We start from the raw sequence: 15,452 nt of genomic DNA, 5'->3' as shown, positions 1-15,452 counted from the left end.
GGTGCGGCGAATGCTGCTGGTCGAGATGTAACGCGACCTTCCTGAAAGCAAAAACCAACCCTGTGAGGTTTCAATCCCACTCGGGCGCAAAGTCCGGGTTGGCAATGCGTTCGCCCCGGTCCAACTGGTGGATGAAGTTGAGGTCATCGGCGGTGAGTTGCACACGGTCGGCCTCCAGGTTGCTCTCCAGGTGCAGGCGTTTGGTCGAGGACGGAATCACCGCAATGCCCTGCCGCATCAGCCAGGCCATGACCACCTGCGGCGGGGTGGCGCCGTGCTCTTCGGCGATACGGTCGAGGGTCTCGTCCTGCATCACCTTGCCCACGGCCAGCGGCATGTAGGCAGTCAGGTGCAGGTCTTCTTCGCGGGCGAATTCGACCAGTTTGCGATTTTGCAGGAAGGGGTGAATTTCAACCTGATTGGTGGCGATGTTGTCCGGTCCCACCAGCTCAAAGGCTTCGTTGAGCAGATCGATGGTGAAGTTGGAGACTCCGGTCAGCCGCGTCAGGCCCTGCTCGCGGGCCTTCATCAGCTCGCCTAGGTATTCCTGCATGGGCACCTTCCCGCCGGGCGATGGCCAGTGAATCAGGGTCAGATCCACCTGATCGAGTTGCAGCTTGTCGAGGCTTTCGCGCAGGCTGGGGATCAGCTTGTCCTGGGTGAAGTTGTCGGTCCAGATCTTGGTGGTGACAAACAGCTCGCTGCGGGGCACGCCACTGTCGGCGATGGCACGGCCCACGTCCTGCTCGTTGCCATAGATTTGTGCGGTGTCGATGTGTCGGTAGCCCAGCTCCAGCGCCGTGCTGACAGCCTGGTAGGCGTCATCGCCCTTGAGCCTGAAGGTGCCCATACCGATGGGGGGAATCATGCTTTCCGAGGTGGACTTCATCATGCGTTTTCTCCATACGGATGTTGTGGCCGGTGGCGCCTTGCTGATCCTGTCACCCGGCTGAGCCAAGTCAGTGCGGCAGCGACCGAAACCGTCAGCGCGCCAATCCAGGTGGTAAGAAAGAGACCGGTGTTGGTTACAATAATTCCGCTGTATTCGGGCACTGCCGGCAATGGCTGCGTTGGGGGTGCGTTGCGCAGATAGCGGCCGAATTGGCTGGAACTCAGAAGCAAATCGCCTGGCCGATGGAATTTATCGCCACGCGAACGGGTCACTGAACAGGGAATTAAAACTCTGAGCCTCTCTGGCGGCTGGCTACAGCCAAGGACAAACGATGACCTTTTTCATATTGCTGCTGGCCTGCGGCGCTGCCGCCACCACCGGCATCATCTTCAAGCCGGGGCAATGGTACGAGCGCTTGATCAAGCCCGACTTTACGCCGCCCAACTGGGCGTTCCCGGTGGCCTGGACGCTGATCTATCTGCTGCTGGCCTGGGTCGGCTATCGTCTGTCCCTGATACCCGGCAGCCAGGTCTTGCTGGCGTTGTGGGCGGCGCAGATTGCCCTTAACGCGCTCTGGACTCCGGTGTTTTTCGGCGCGCATCGTATTTTCAGCGCGATGGTCATCATTGTCGTGCTCTGGTTGGTGGTCGCGTTGATGGTGTTGATGGCGTTCAGACTCGACGTGATCAGCGGCCTGTTACTGCTGCCTTACCTAGGCTGGCTCTGCGTGGCGGCGGCGCTCAACTTCGCCATCCTGCGCAAGAACCGCAGGTTATGAAAGACCAACCTGCCTACCTGACACGCTGGTCGGTAAGTCATCAGGAGCGTGAGCAGCTGGAGGCGTTCAATAGAAAACTGGCCTGGTTGCCGCGGGCAAAATTGTTTAATCGCAGGGTGTTGCGCCTTGCTCAGGGGCTGCTGCGCGTTGGTCAATCTGGCGGCGAGCGACGGTTGCGCAAGCAAGGGCTCAGGGCTGAGACCCGGCGGGTTCAGATGGGCGACGTCACTGTGCCCGTGCGCATCATCCGGCCTCAAACCCCGGCCAAAGGTGTGGTGCTGGATATTCATGGCGGCGGCTGGGTTGTCGGCAACGCGCGGATGAATGACCGGTTCAACGGCGCCATGGTGAAAGCATGCGGTGTGACGGTGGTGTCGGTTGACTACCGGCTTGCCGTCTCCGCGCCCATTGAGGCCCTGATTGAAGACTGTCTGAGCGCCGCCCGCTGGCTGTTGGACGACGCTAACAGCGAGTTTGCCGGCCTGCCGGTGACCATCGTGGGTGAATCGGCCGGAGCCCATCTTGCGGTAGCGACGTTACTCGAGCTGAAGCGCTGGCCAGATCTGTTTGCACGGGTGAATGGGGCTCTGCTCTATTACGGTGTGTACGATCTGACAGGCACGCCGAGCGTACGCGCCGCGCCGTCGGAGACGCTGCTGCTGGATGGCCCTGGCATGGTCGACGCGATGCGCCAGCTGACGCCGGAGTTGACTGACGAGCAACGCCGCACGCCACCGCTGTCCCCGTTGCATGGCGACTTTACCGGCTTCCCACCTGCGCTGATGTTCGCCGGCGAGCTGGACCCGCTGCTGGATGATACCTGTCTGCTGGCGGAGCGCTGGAGTAGATCGGCCGAGGTCGAGTTTCAACTGCTGCCGTCATCGCCACACGGCGTTATTCATTTCCCTGTCGCGCTGGCCGGCGCGATTTTGGCCCATGCGCACCGCTGGATAGCGGCAAGCAACGACGCCTTTCCCCGACCTGAGTGACGCCTTGTGCCTGCCGCTCCCGCCCAGTGAACAGCCACGGTTTGGCTTGTAGCTGGTGGCTGAGCGGCACTAGCCGTCGACCGGCTCCGCTGTGTCGCGCCCAATCAGGCGACGCAGCTGATGCAACTGGGTCGGGTCGGGGCTGGCGAAGCCGGTCTCCAGCGCGGCAATTCGCATCAGGATGCGGTCCTTGCGCAGCCCGGTCTGGGGCAGCTGAAACAGTGAGCCGGTCAGCTCGCGGAGTAGAAACGGCAATTGCTGCTGGGCCTTGATCTGGTTGCCGAAGGGCGCAGCGTAGTCGCTGACCATCTGCCTGATGGTTTGGTCATCGGCCTGCTGGCCGTAGTTCAGATAGTGCTGAACGGCGCAGATGACCGCCATTTCGCCCAGGCGACAGAAGCTCAGTGCCGTGTCCATCGGGCCAGCCGCAATCGACTGGTGAGCGCTCAGTCGCTTCAGGGCCTGAGCGAGGGCTTCGCGCTCGGCCATGAAGCCGGCGGCCAGACGTTGCAGCAATGGATGCTCCAGCGCGATGCGGGCGCGCGAAAGCCGTTTGGCCAGATCGGCGCAGGTGTGGTTGCCAAGCCACTCGCAGGCTTCGGTCAGGCTGACGCAGGCACCTTCACGACCTCGTAGCAGGCCTTCGCGGTTGGCGCGATTGATGCTGACCAGCGCCAGCAGCGGCTCGTTGCGGGCCAGTGTCAGGTAGTCTGCGTGGCTGGTCTGCTGCGGCAATACGGCCGCCTCCTGCTGGCGCTCGGGGCTGGTCCAGGCCAGCCGGATCGGCTGCTTGAGGCGCGCCTGCAGAAAGCCATTCAGATCGCCGATATTGCCCGCTGCGGCGATTCCCTCCTGATCGCGCTGCAGCAGCCGGGCCAGCCGTTTGCGCAGGTCATCAAGCTTGAACGGCTTGGCGATCAGGTCGACGACGCCGGCGGCGCGTGCATCCAGCACCAGCTGCCGGTCTATGCTGGCGGTGATCAGCACCCGCAGACTGCGCGGTGCGCGGCGCGCAACTTCGCGAGCCAGGTCCAGGCCGCTGCGGTCGCTCAGCTGCAGATCGGCTATCAGCAGGTCAACACGGTCACTGCGCAGGTGGTTGATGGCGCTGACGGCCGTATCAAACAGACGGGTTTCGATGCCGCCCAGATCACGCAGAACAGAGCGCAGCAGTTCGGCAATCCAGGGGTCTTGCTCGACGATAATTGCTTTCAATCGTTACCGACCTCGGCCTTGCAGATGCGATTGCGGCCGGACTCCTTGGCCTGATACAGGGCGCGGTCGGCGTCCTCGAGCAGCGTGCTGTTGTTCCAGTCAGGTGCCATGCAGGTGCTGATACCGGCACTGAAGGTGCAGTTGAACGGCTTGCCCTTGTCGGTGGAGAACTCCAAGGCGCTGAAGGCCTCGCGAATACTGTCGAGAATGCTGAAGGCGTCTTCCCGGTTGCAGCCAGGCAGCACCGCAACAAACTCCTCGCCGCCGTAACGGCCTAGCCGGTCAACCTTGCGCAGGCGTTGGCGCAGCAGGTTGGACAAGGCACGAATCACGCTGTCGCCGTTGGCGTGGCCGTACTGGTCGTTAACCGATTTGAAACGGTCGATGTCGATCATGGCGACGGTCAGGGGGGACCGTGTGCGCAGTGCGCGCTCAGCCTCGATTTCCACCTGCTCCTTGATGTCGGCGTGCTTGAGCAGGCCGGTCAGGCTGTCGCGGGCGAGCGCGTCGCTGACCATGCGGGCGCGCTGGGCGCGGGCATAAACGGTGGTCAGCAGGGCGCTGTCACTGATCGGCTTGGTGATGAAATCATCGCCAGCCTTGAGCAGCGCCGACATCTGCCGCTCGGCGTTGGTTTCCGCCGACAGGTAGACAATCGGGACGCGCAGCCAATCGTCGTTCAGGCGGATTACCTGCGCCAGTTCCGGGCCGCTGTAGTCCGGCATGCTCAGGTCCATCAGCACAACCTCAGGGCTGAAGCTGTCCATCTTGCTGAGCAGCTTATGCGGATCGCTCAGGGTGTCGACCAGCATGCCGGCGCTGCTCAGCACCAGTGCATAACGGGCGCTCAGCTCGGTATCATCGTCGACGATCAGCACCCGGAACGGCCCACCCTGGAAGGTGTTGAAGCAGCGCTCAAGGCGGCTTTCCAGCAGTGGCAGATCGACGGGTTTGGTGAAGAAGCCACTGGCGCCGACGCGCACCGCCTGCAACCGGCCGGTGAAGTTGTCCTGTGAGCTGATCACCAGCAGCGGCGGCGCCTGGGCGCCGCGCTGGCGGAACGCCGGGTCCTCCAGCAGGGTGCTGCCGGGTGGGCTGGTATCAACAATCATGGCGTCGATGATGTCGGTCTTATGCAGGGCGGCTGGGCTGTCAAAGCTGCTGATCTGATAACCAAAGCTGCCGAGGGTGCGCTCCAGCTGCTCGCGCATGGCGGCGTCCTGCACCAGCAGGCCGATATGTTGCTGGGCGCCCTCATCGCTGGCCGGGGTCTCAAGGCGTTTGGGTTCGGCCCGGTCGTCCTGGTGGCGCTGCAGCAGCAGGTTCAGGTGACGGGTCGCCTCCGCCAGGGTGTCCAGGGTCTGGGATGCGCTTTGCGGGTCATCGAGTACCGCCTGGGCCAGCTGTTTCAGGACATCCAGTTCGTCGTTCAGGCGCTGGCGGAAACGTTCTTCCAGGACGGCCAGCTGGGCGACGAGCTGCTCTGATTCATGCATGCGTGTTTTCCCAAATCTCGCGGATCTGATCTGACAGGGTCATCGGGTCAAAGGGTTTGATGATGACACCGGCGGCACCCAGATCGCGGTAGGCAGCCACCTCTTGCGTTTGCGCCTTGGCGGTCATGAAGACGACGGGTACGCCTTGCATGCACCGTAATTTGCGCAATTCAGTCAGGGTTTGCGGGCCATCCATACCCGGCATCATGACGTCCAGCAGGACCAGCTGGGGAGCGAAGTTCTCGGCGACGGTCAAGCCGTCGGCGCCGGAGTCACAACTGCGTACGACAAAGCCGCCAACCACTTCCAGCGCCACCCGGGCCACTTCCTGAATGGAAGGGTCATCCTCAATGTGCATGATGCGTTTCAGTACCATGGTCAGCCTATCTTGCGTTCGTTGGGTGGGAGAGGCCTTGATCAACGTCAAGGTGGTGGCACACTGCCTTGTGTTGGCTGGTTTTCTGGCACCGCCAGCGGCAGAGTAAACCAGAAGCAGGAGCCCTTGTCTGTTTCCGACTCTACCCCAACCTGTCCGTTCATGAGTTCAACCAATTCCTTGCAGATGGCGAGGCCGAGGCCGGTGCCACCACGTTGGCGCTTGTTGGAATTATCCAGTTGAGTGAACTTGTTGAACAGCTGCGGTTGCTGTTCGAGTGCAATACCGATCCCCTGATCAACGACGCGAACGGCGGCAGCGTCACCTTGTTGCTGCCACTCGATCTGAATTGGATCGCCCGGGTGCGAGAACTTGGCGGCGTTCGATAGATAGTTGGCCAGCACTTGTTGCAGGCGGTGCTGATCGGCGATCACGTTGAGATCGGGTAAGTTTTCAGCGATGCGCCAGTGCACCTGGAAGCGGTCCGCATAGGGGCGGTTGCTTTCCATTGCCTGGATGACCTGTGCTCGCAGCGCCAGCGGTTCAAGCTGCAGCTCCACCTTACCGGCCTCAAGCTTTTCCATGTCGAGCAGATCGTTGACCAGTTCATTGAGCCGCCGGCTGTTCTCCCGGGCGATGTCCAGCAGCCGTTCACCGGCGGCGGAACGGGGATCGGTTTTACCGCTGCCCAACAGCCCGACAGCGCCGCTGAGTGCCGTCAGTGGTGTGCGCAGCTCATGGCTGACGGTGGCCAGGAAGTGACTCTTCATATTGCTTGCGCGCCGAATCTCGGAAATGTCGTGCATCACCACGATAGCCGCTCCCGGGCCGTCGCGCTCGGGATACAGCTGGCCACCGCTGCATAGTACGTAGCGTAGCGGTTGGCCAGCAGCGGCAATGCAGATTTCCACGTTCTCTACCGGCTTGCCCTGCCAGGCGCGAACCAGTGGTATGTCGTTTCTTGCGAGCGGGGTGCGACCGTCGGCGGCGTAGAGGTCGTAGTAGTGCGCCCAGTCTGCCGGCGGCAGCGTGAGTACATCGGCGCCATGCCAGTGCTGGGCAGTGGTGTTGAACAGGGTCAGGGTGCCGTCGTCCGAGCAGGCAACCACGCCGGCCTTGAGTGAGTCGAGCAGGCGCTGGTTCAGAGCCTGCTGGTGTTCCAGTTCCCGGGTTTTGGCGTTGCTTTGCAATACGTTGAGGCGCAACTGCAGCTGGAACTCTGCCAGTCGGGCGAGCCGCTGCAGGGTGTCGCGTTCCTTGTCGCTGAGAGTTCGTGGCTGCCGGTCAATCACGCAGAGGGTGCCGATTAGCTGGCCGTCAGGGCTGGCGATAGGCATACCGGCATAAAAGCGAATCTCGGGAAAGCCGGTAACCAGTGGGTTATTTGCGAAGCGCGGGTCTTGGCGAGCATCAGGCACCTCCATCAGCGCAGCCTGGTTTATCGCGTGGGCGCAGAACGCCATTTCTCTTGGCGTCTCGGTGACGTCCAGGCCTACTCTGCTCTTGAACCACTGGCGGTGGCCATCGACCAGGGAAACCAGCGCGATCGGGGTGCTCAGCCAGTGGGCGGCCAGCGCCGTCAGGTCGTCAAACGCCTGCTCGCTGGGCGTGTCCAGAACCTGCAGGGCCTTCAGGGCGGCCAGACGTTGCTGTTCGTTGCTGGTGGGGTTGTTCACGCTGTCTCCGGGAGACTTCTCCATGCCCTCAGTCTAGACAGTCTTTGCGGTGATATGGGCGGTAGTGCAGGGCAACCGTATCCAGAACCGTGAACCCACGCCCTCACGGGACTCAAAGCCGATATCGCCATCCATCCGCCGCACCAGTTCCCGGGTAATGGCCAGACCCAGCCCGGAGCCCGTGCGTTTGCGGGTGCTGGTACTGTCGACCTGGAAGAACTTGTCGAAGATGCGCTCGTGCTCCTGTGGGGCAATACCGATGCCCTCGTCGCGAACGCTGATTTCTACCTGCTCACCCAGGCGCTCGGCGCTGAGCCAGATTCGCCCCTGCGGGTGCGAGAACTTGGCGGCGTTGGACAGCAGGTTGGCCAGTATCTGGCCGAGCCGCTGGCGGTCGACGGTAACGGTTACCTCGTCGATCGGCCCCAGCTGTTGCTTCACCCGGAACTGTTCGGCGTAGCTCTGGTTCAGTTCCAGTGCCTGTTCCAGCAGCGGGCGCAGCGGCAGCGGTTGTAGCTCAATCTTCAGTTTGCCGGCTGACAGCTTGTCCATGTCGAGCAGGTCGTTGATCAGGCGGTGCAGGTTGTCGCTGTTCTGCGCCGCGATGGACAGTAGCCGGTGCATGGTTTCTGGCACCGGACCCAGCGCACCGCCGTCAATCAGTTTGATAGCGCCGCTGATTGCGGTCAGCGGAGTGCGCAATTCGTGGCTGACGGTCGAGACGAACTGGGCCTTGAGCTGTTCAACTCGCGCTTGCTCGGTAACGTCCCAGATAAAGCCGTCGATACCCAGCAGAGAGCCGTCACTGGCGAACTCGCCACGCCCTTTCTCGCGCACCTGCACCACGTGGCCGTCAGCGTGGATCAGCCGGTAGGTGTGCTCGAAGCCGGTTTGGCTGCCGACGGTATTGAGCAGGTCCTGCCGCTGCTGCAGGTCGTCGGGGTGGACGATACTGCTGTAACTGCGGCGCTGGCTGTCGATGAAGTCGCCGGCAGGGTACCCGGTGATCCGCTCAATCTCGTCGCTCAGATAGGACATGGCCCAGTTCTGGCTCGGACGGCAGCGGTACACCGCGCCCGGCAGGTTGCTGACCATGCCGCGGAAGCGAGATTCGCTCTTCTGCAGCGCCCGAGTGGTATTGCTCAACTCGGTGATATCAAAGGCCATGCCCAGGTAGCCAATAGGCTGGCCATCCTGGTCGGCAATACGGGTGACGGTAAGCGAGACCACCCGCCGCCCTCCATCCTTGCGCAGGTAGGTCCAGGGGCGGCTCTCCGAGCCGCCGTTGCGGGCCTCGTGCAAGAACACTTCCAGCCCCTCGATTGGCTTGCCGTAGCGGGCGCTCAGCTCGCGACTGCGTTCCTCGATTTCCTGCTGGGGGTGGAAGCTGACCGGCGACATATGACCCATCACCTCTTCGGCGCGGTAGCCAAGCAGGTTCTCAGCACCGCTGTTGAACAGGGTGATCAGGCCGCTGGTATTGACCGCAATAATCGAAACCTCGGTTGAGGCGTTGATCACCGCGCCAAGGAAGGCGCGGGCTTCGCGCACTTCCTCAGCCGCAGCCATTTCCTGGCTGATGTCGGCGTGAGTGCCACTCACCCAGAGGGCGCGGCCATCGGCGTCGCGGCCGGTGACCTGACCGTGGCTCTGAATCCAGACCCAGTGACCGTCGCGATGGCGTGCACGGTAGCTGTAACGCAGGTAATCGCTCTGTCCGCGCAGGTGAGCGATCACCTGCTGGCGGGCGGCAGGCTTATCATCGGGGTGAATCAACTCGACCCAGTGCTCAGTCTGCAGCGGCTGTGGCAGGTCCGGCGGGTAGCCGAGCATCTGTAGCCAGCGACCACTGACCTGTAACTGGTTGCTCGTCAGATCCCACTCCCAGCTGCCGACGCCGGTGGCTTCGATGATGCGGGCCAGCCGCTGCTGCTCGCTGGCCAAGTGTTGCTCGATGCGCTTGCGTACGCTGATGTCGGCGATAAATCCGTGCCAGACAATGTCACCGTTGGCCAGCAGCTCCGGGCTGGAATAGCCGGCAACCCAGATCTCGCCGAGTCGGGGATGACAAATCCGGTACTCCGAGCGCCACTCGCTGAGTTGGCGGGCGGACTCGCTGATTTCCGCCAGAATCCGGTCCTGATCGTCCGGGTGAATCAGCTTGATGGCTGGCGTGGCGCTGACAGTGGCCTGCTCCGGTGTCAGGTCGTAGATGTTGCGAATACCTTCGCTGCTGAACGGAAACCAGCCGTGGCCATTTGGGCTCAACTGGTACTGATAGACCATGCCCGGCAAGTGCTGGTTGAGCTTGGCAAAGCGCTGCAGCACCGCTTCGCGGGCCTGCTGTTCGGCGTCATGCTCGAGCAGCCCGCTGCACCAGCGGGCGCAGAGCCGCATGAAATCCAGATCAGCTTCGTCGAATGGGCGCTGCCTTGGCGACGGACTGGAAAAATTGAGGGTGCCGTGGCGGCTGCCGTTGACGAGCAGCGGAATGCCGATATAGCTCTCCAGCGCGAATGACTGGTAGCACGGATGGCCGCTAAAGCGTGATGTGCCCATGCTGTCGATGGCCAGCACGTCGTCCTCCTGGTAGGCCAGGCTGCAGTACGTCTGATCGAAGTCGAAGCGGCTACCAACGGTCGGGCTCTGGTCTCCGCTGCTGGCAGCCTGCACCTCATACACGTTGTCAGTGATGCGGCTGACCAGGCCGAGATCAAGCTGCAGATAGTCGCAGCCCAGATCGAGCAGCCGTTCCAATCGCTCTTGGTGGGATAACCCAAAATCGGCGGCAATTCGGTTGAGTGAGCGCAGCGCCAGGCGCTGGCGCTCCAGTCGTTGTTGCAGGGCTTCGTGTTCCTGGCGCTGGTGAATGGCGTGCAGCAACTGGCCCAGGCTGGTCTGCAGCGGCGAGAGAAAGGTGAGTAGCCCGGTATCGACGGGGCGCTGGTTGCGGCTGAGTGCCAGCATGCCCATCAGCCGTCCGCCGTATAGCAAGGGCAGCAGTGCGGCATTGCTCAGATCGGGATCGTCGCTGTCAATCAGCCGCGCCTGCGGGTCGCCGCTGGCGCTGTCCATCGCGCCGAGCAGGCTGACAGCCGGTGGCTGCGCCGGGTTGCGGGAATCTACCACGCCCTGGGGCTGCAGCTGCAGGCGGCCGTTATCGGCATTCACCGCCTTTGCCAGAATGCCGACCTGATAGCCGGTCAACTCAAGAATCTGTTCCAGTACCTCGCCCAGGTTGCTGGTCATCTGGTTCTGCTGGATATAGGCAGACTGGGTGCGCGCAATGATTTCCAGCAGTCGGCGCTCGTGCTCGCGCTTGCGATTTTCGACCCGGATGGCGCTGGCATGACGCACCATCTGCCGGCGCGCGGCGCGATAGCTGCTCAGCAGCAGCACGGTAAACAGGCTGCAGGCAGCGAGCAGCGCCAGCAGCCATTTGGCGGCCAGTTGGCGTTGCTGGCTCTGATGGGCGGCCGCCTCCTGGCTGATGTCACGCCAGAGCAGCAGTGCTGCGGGCTGCATGCCGCCGGTCGGATGATGGATGACGGCGTCGAGTGGGCGTAGGCTGAGTAGCCAGGTTCCCTGCTGGTTGCTGTAGATGCGCTCGAGTTGGTCGGCGTTGAGCGTAGCCAGGGCGTCGCTTAGCCAGCCGGGAACCCGGCCGCCGCTGTGGTCGGCCAGCAACCAGCGATCATGTGCCAGCGGCTGCAGGGGCCAGCTGCCAGCCTCGCTGGCGAGGGCTTTGCTGTTGACCAGCAGGGCTATCCGCTCGGCCGGACCGAGGGCAATCTCCGGCAGCCCAGGGAAGCCGACCTGCAAGGTGGCAATCTGTGGGCTATCGGCGGCATCGCTGGCGAATATTGGGGCGATGGCGCTCTCGCTGCTGCCGTGCTGATACAGCTCAAGACCGCTCGCAGCGCTGCCGTTGCTGACGGCGCGCAGCAGGGGGCGGTCGACATCGTTACGATCGCCCCAGCGATATGGGTCCTGCATGCGCAGCAGCGCGGTCTGGTCAGCGGAGGAATGGATTTGCAGTTCCCTTGCGCCGGCCTGTTTCAGCAGTTCCCAGAAGCCGTCGAGGTCGCCGATCAATTGCGCGCGCAGGCGCTGCACCTCAGGATGGGCGCGGCCGTGCTGCCGGATCAATTCGTCAACGCGCCGCACCAGACGCTGGGTGTCCGGGTCCTCGGTAAGGCTGTACACCGCGATCTGGGCTTCGCCTCGCTTTGCCTGCTGGGTGTGCTCCAGCGCACGCAGCTCTGCTCGGGCATCGATGAACAGGTCGGTACGCCACTGTTCATCGCGCTGCTGCCAGGCCGAACTGGCGAGGAACAGAAAGAACAGTGCTAGCAACAGAATGCCGAGCGGTAGGGCGATGCGCCCGTTGCGTAGGGGTTTCGGGGTGGCCATGAGTATTCCAGGTGCGTCCTCAGGCCTGACGATAGCGGTTTGCCGGGCGCCCTGCCAGCGCCCGGTGCCGGTCCGGTTTACAGGCTGTTGTTAACGTGCCCACCGTCGACGTTGATGATGGTGCCGGTCATGAAGGAGCCCGCCTCGCTGGCGAGTAGCAGCAGCGGGCCATCCAGTTCGTCGAGGCGGCCAAGGCGGCCCATCGGCACCTTGCTGCGCACGTAGTTCTGGCCGTGCTCGGTGTCGAAGTAGTCAGAATTCATTTCGGTGCGGAAGTAGCCGGGGGCAATGGCGTTGACGCGGATACCGTTCTTGGCCAGTTCCATCGCCATGGCCTTGGTCAGCTGCACAACGCCAGCCTTGGCGACGGCATAGTGGGCCAGAGCCTTGCCGACGCGCAGGCCGAGGATCGAGGCGATATTGATTACGCTACCGCCCTGGCCGCTGCCGGCCATCGCCTTGCAGCCGCGATGGGCGACGCGCCAGGCGCCGTCGAGGTTGGTGTCGAGCATACTGCGCCAGTTGCCTTCGTCCATCTCAAGGAAGGGGACCGGGTCGCCGATACCGGCGTTATTGACCAGGATGTCGCACACCCCGAAGGTCTGCTCGGCGGCGCTGAAGCCGGCGTCGACGCTGTCGGCATCGGTCACGTCCATGGTCACCGCCATCGCCTCATGTCCCTGTTGCTTGAGTTCGTCGACCAGTGCCGACAGGCGATCGGCCCGGCGGGCGGCCAGCACCACGCGCGCGCCAGCGGCAGCCAGTACGCGGGCGAAGTGGGCGCCGAGGCCGCTGGAGGCGCCGGTAATCAGGGCGGTCTTGCCGGTCAGGTCGAAGCGCATGGTGGTCATGAGACGGATCTCCTGTTGTTAGGGATTGGGCAAACAGCGTCCGAGTATCGGCTAATGGACGGTCGGGCACCAGCAAAGGCTGGCTCGGTGATGTTGCTCAATCAGCACTGCCGAGCAGCGCCAGCGGCAGGCTGACCTGCACCAGCAGACCGCCGAGCGGGCTGTCGCCGAGCTGCAGGTTACCCTGATGGCGCTCGACAATCCGCTGCACAATGGACAGACCCAGCCCGGCGCCTTGGCTGCTGCCCTGGGTGTGGAACCGTTCGAGCAGGCGCTCACGGTCCGCTGCGGCGACTCCGCTCCCGCTGTCTTCGACCCGCAGCACCAACTGGTCTGTCTGGCGCTGCAGGCTGATCAGGATGCGACCGCCATCGGGCGCGTGCTGGATGGCATTGCCGACCAGATTCTGCAGCAGCATGCCGAGACTGCCCGGCTCCATACTGACCTTGTCCGGCAGGTCGCTATCGCTGATCAGTTCCAATTCCTGGTCTCGCCTCAGCGCCAACGGCAGCAGCTCGGCAACCTCATCGCGGCAGCTCTGCAGCAGGGCAAGCGGGTTCCGCTGCCGTTGCTGCTCGTCGGCCAGGCGTGCCAGGGTGAGCATCTGTGAAATCAACCGGGTGGCGCGCTCGACCCCCTGCCGCAGGTGCTGCAGTGCCTGTTCGCGCTCGCCCGGGTCAGTGGCCTGCATGGCGTTTTCCGCGTGAATCTTCAGGACTGCCAGTGGGGTGCGCAGTTCGTGGGCCGCATCGGCAATAAAGCGCTGCTCGCGGGCCAGCAACTGGTGCAACTGCTCCAGCATGCGATTGAGCGCGGCTTGCACCGGTTCCAGTTCGGCGGGCAGGTCACCCAGTACGATCGGTTGCAGGCTGTTCGGTTCGCGCAGGCGGATCAGCTGGGCCAGCTGGTCGAGGGGCTTGAGTCCGGAGCCGATGGCGAACCAGACCAGCAGCATCATCAGCGGTATGCCGAGCAGATCGGGGACCAGGGTGCCGCGCACGATCTTGTCGACCAGTTCGCCGCGCACATCGCTGCGCTCACCGACCCAGACCGCCAGACCGCTGTCCGGTGACTCGAGCACGTAGCCGCGCCACCGGTACGTTTCCTGTTGCAGGTCGGCAAAACCCGGTTGCCAGTCGGCATCAGTGAGCTGCGGCACGTTGAAGGAGCGGGCAATCACGGTGCCGTTGGCGTCGCGGACCTGAAACGCCAGCTTGCTTTCATAGCGGTGGCCGAGCTTGGGGTGCTCGCCGGTGGTTTCCAGCAGCGCCTGGGCCAGCTGTTCGGTCGGAATCTGGCCCTGCGAGGCTCCCAGCAGCCCGATCAGCACCCGCGCACTCTGACCGAGTTGGGCGTCGAACAGTTCTTCTACCTCATGGGTAGAATCATGATGGCTGGCCCAGCCCATGATCAGGGTGCCGACCAGCAGTAGCCCGAGCACCCGAATCAGGATGCGCTTGCGGATGGATTTCATGCGTCGCGTTCTATCATGTAGCCGATGCCGCGTAGCGTGCGGATCAGTCCGCTGAACAGCTTGCGTCGCAGGTGATGGATGTGGACTTCCAGGGTGTTGCTGTCGACTTCTTCATTCCAGCCATACAGCGACTGCTCCAGCCGGTCGCGGGTCAGTACCCGGTCGGGCTGGGCCATGAGTTCATGCAGCAGCACGAACTCCTTGCGTGACAGGTTGACGTTGCGGCCCTCAAACGTGACCTGCTGGCTCTGCGGGTCGAGGGTAACCCCGCGCAGTTGGATGAGTGGCTCGGCGCGCCCGGCGCTGCGTCGCAGCAAGGCACGGATGCGGGCCTTCAACTCGGCGCTGTCGAAGGGCTTGATCAGGTAGTCGTCGGCGCCGGCATCGAGGCCGGCGATGCGGTCCTGCACGCCATCGCGGGCGGTCAGCACCAGCACTGGTACGGCCTGATGGCGGTCACGCAACTCACGCAGTACCTGCAGGCCGTCCATCCGCGGCAAGCCCAGATCGAGGATGGCCAGATCAAAGGGCTCGCTGCTCAGGGCGTGCAGCGCGCTGGCGCCGTCCTGCAGCCAGTCTAGGGTGTAGCCCTCGCCCTTGAGCGAGGTCAGGATGCCCTCGGCGAGGGAGGTATCGTCTTCTACCAGCAGCAGTCGCATGTATTACCTGTTGGCGATTTTGTCCAGTCGGGCGCGGATTTCAGCCTGGCGGCCTTCGTCGGCCAGCGGACGGTCCGGGCGCGGTGCAGCGCCCTGCGCCTTGAGCAGTGCGCTGCGGGCTTCAGCATAGCGCTTCTGGTCGATCAGGTAATCGGCCCAGAAGAAATTGCTGTCGATGCCGTCCGGATTCAGCACCAGTGCCTGTTGCAGCAACGTCTCGGCCTGCTCGTCGTCGCCAAAGCCGATCGGCCAGCCGGGCACTTGATAGTAGAGTGCTCCCAGACTGGTATAGGCCGAGCCCTGCAGGGCCTGGGGGTCAACCTGCAAAGCGTGTTCGAACAGGCTCTTGGCCTCCTTCACCTTGCCCAGCGCGCCGAGTCCGCCTTCAGCGCCGGCCCAACTGCTGAGAATGATGCCGCGCCAGATCAGCAGTGGCGCACTGTCCGGTTCCTCTGCCAGGGCCTGTTCGGCCTCGGCTGCCAGTGCTTCGAAGGCATCGGCTTTCTGATTTTCCGGCAACTGATACTGAATTTCTGCCCAGCGTTTCTGCAGCGGAGCGATATCGGCGGCAAAGGTGCTCAGGCTGAACGTGGCCAGCAGACCGGCGAGAAGATAACGAACCCAGATGGACAT

Annotated in this window: 12 protein-coding genes; 2 read left to right on the top strand and 10 right to left on the bottom strand. The window is 63.2% G+C overall.

Features of this window, described 5'->3' with window-relative positions; translation table 11 throughout:
* Window positions 1–70: 70 nt before the first annotated feature.
* Window positions 71–892 carry a 2,5-didehydrogluconate reductase DkgB gene (gene dkgB, locus ACKPCU_RS02335; protein ID WP_321349587.1) on the bottom strand — a complete coding sequence of 274 codons (822 nt, stop codon included), beginning with the start codon at window positions 890–892 and terminating at the stop codon, window positions 71–73.
* Between the two features lie 331 nt (window positions 893–1,223).
* On the opposite strand from dkgB, the gene tspO reads away from it, so the two are divergent.
* On the top strand, window positions 1,224–1,670 hold the full coding sequence (gene tspO, locus ACKPCU_RS02330) for a tryptophan-rich sensory protein TspO (protein WP_321349586.1): 447 nt from the start codon (window positions 1,224–1,226) through the stop codon (window positions 1,668–1,670).
* Window positions 1,667–2,659, top strand: coding sequence for an alpha/beta hydrolase (locus ACKPCU_RS02325; RefSeq protein ID WP_321349583.1), 993 nt, complete (start codon window positions 1,667–1,669; stop codon window positions 2,657–2,659). Before tspO ends, ACKPCU_RS02325 begins: the two co-directional genes overlap by 4 nt.
* A 69-nt stretch (window positions 2,660–2,728) precedes the next feature.
* On the opposite strand, the gene ACKPCU_RS02320 is transcribed toward ACKPCU_RS02325, so the two are convergent.
* From ACKPCU_RS02320 to ACKPCU_RS02280, 9 genes are all read right to left on the bottom strand, one after another.
* Window positions 2,729–3,874 carry a response regulator gene (locus ACKPCU_RS02320; protein WP_321349581.1) on the bottom strand — a complete coding sequence of 382 codons (1,146 nt, stop codon included), beginning with the start codon at window positions 3,872–3,874 and terminating at the stop codon, window positions 2,729–2,731.
* A complete protein-coding gene (locus tag ACKPCU_RS02315) occupies window positions 3,871–5,370 on the bottom strand; it encodes a diguanylate cyclase (RefSeq protein ID WP_321349579.1) in 1,500 nt (499 codons plus the stop codon). The genes ACKPCU_RS02320 and ACKPCU_RS02315 overlap by 4 nt, the downstream gene beginning before the upstream one ends.
* The gene (locus ACKPCU_RS02310) at window positions 5,363–5,746 is read right to left on the bottom strand and encodes a response regulator (RefSeq protein ID WP_321349577.1); all 384 of its coding nucleotides are present in this window, start codon (window positions 5,744–5,746) and stop codon (window positions 5,363–5,365) included. The genes ACKPCU_RS02315 and ACKPCU_RS02310 overlap by 8 nt, the downstream gene beginning before the upstream one ends.
* A 47-nt stretch (window positions 5,747–5,793) precedes the next feature.
* Complete coding sequence (locus ACKPCU_RS02305) at window positions 5,794–7,422, bottom strand: sensor histidine kinase (protein ID WP_321349575.1); 1,629 nt, start codon at window positions 7,420–7,422, stop codon at window positions 5,794–5,796.
* A gap of 33 nt (window positions 7,423–7,455) precedes the next feature.
* Entirely contained in the window at window positions 7,456–11,835 is a 4,380-nt protein-coding gene (locus ACKPCU_RS02300) for a PAS domain-containing protein (RefSeq protein WP_321349573.1), read from the bottom strand.
* A gap of 77 nt (window positions 11,836–11,912) precedes the next feature.
* A complete protein-coding gene (locus tag ACKPCU_RS02295) occupies window positions 11,913–12,686 on the bottom strand; it encodes an SDR family NAD(P)-dependent oxidoreductase (RefSeq protein ID WP_104736755.1) in 774 nt (257 codons plus the stop codon).
* Between the two features lie 97 nt (window positions 12,687–12,783).
* Window positions 12,784–14,160 (bottom strand): ATP-binding protein, encoded by a 1,377-nt coding sequence (locus tag ACKPCU_RS02290; RefSeq protein WP_321349570.1) that lies wholly within the window; start codon window positions 14,158–14,160, stop codon window positions 12,784–12,786.
* Entirely contained in the window at window positions 14,157–14,819 is a 663-nt protein-coding gene (locus ACKPCU_RS02285) for a response regulator (protein WP_321349569.1), read from the bottom strand. The genes ACKPCU_RS02290 and ACKPCU_RS02285 overlap by 4 nt, the downstream gene beginning before the upstream one ends.
* Window positions 14,820–14,822: 3 nt before the next feature.
* The gene (locus tag ACKPCU_RS02280) at window positions 14,823–15,452 is read right to left on the bottom strand and encodes a tetratricopeptide repeat protein (protein WP_118131589.1); all 630 of its coding nucleotides are present in this window, start codon (window positions 15,450–15,452) and stop codon (window positions 14,823–14,825) included.

This window comes from Halopseudomonas oceani (assembly GCF_963677335.1).
Classification (GTDB): domain Bacteria; phylum Pseudomonadota; class Gammaproteobacteria; order Pseudomonadales; family Pseudomonadaceae; genus Halopseudomonas; species Halopseudomonas oceani.
This window is presented reverse-complemented; position numbering and strand designations above follow the sequence as displayed.

Excerpts from the sequence above, each read along its gene's own strand:
- dkgB (WP_321349587.1), bottom strand. The coding sequence starts at position 892 with ATGATGAAGTCCACCTCGGAAAGCATGATTCCCCCCATCGGTATGGGC.
- tspO (WP_321349586.1), top strand. The coding sequence starts at position 1,224 with ATGACCTTTTTCATATTGCTGCTGGCCTGCGGCGCTGCCGCCACCACC.
- ACKPCU_RS02325 (WP_321349583.1), top strand. The coding sequence starts at position 1,667 with ATGAAAGACCAACCTGCCTACCTGACACGCTGGTCGGTAAGTCATCAG.
- ACKPCU_RS02315 (WP_321349579.1), bottom strand. The coding sequence starts at position 5,370 with ATGCATGAATCAGAGCAGCTCGTCGCCCAGCTGGCCGTCCTGGAAGAA.
- ACKPCU_RS02310 (WP_321349577.1), bottom strand. The coding sequence starts at position 5,746 with ATGGTACTGAAACGCATCATGCACATTGAGGATGACCCTTCCATTCAG.
- ACKPCU_RS02300 (WP_321349573.1), bottom strand. The coding sequence starts at position 11,835 with ATGGCCACCCCGAAACCCCTACGCAACGGGCGCATCGCCCTACCGCTC.
- ACKPCU_RS02295 (WP_104736755.1), bottom strand. The coding sequence starts at position 12,686 with ATGACCACCATGCGCTTCGACCTGACCGGCAAGACCGCCCTGATTACC.
- ACKPCU_RS02290 (WP_321349570.1), bottom strand. The coding sequence starts at position 14,160 with ATGAAATCCATCCGCAAGCGCATCCTGATTCGGGTGCTCGGGCTACTG.
- ACKPCU_RS02285 (WP_321349569.1), bottom strand. The coding sequence starts at position 14,819 with ATGCGACTGCTGCTGGTAGAAGACGATACCTCCCTCGCCGAGGGCATC.
- ACKPCU_RS02280 (WP_118131589.1), bottom strand. The coding sequence starts at position 15,452 with ATGTCCATCTGGGTTCGTTATCTTCTCGCCGGTCTGCTGGCCACGTTC.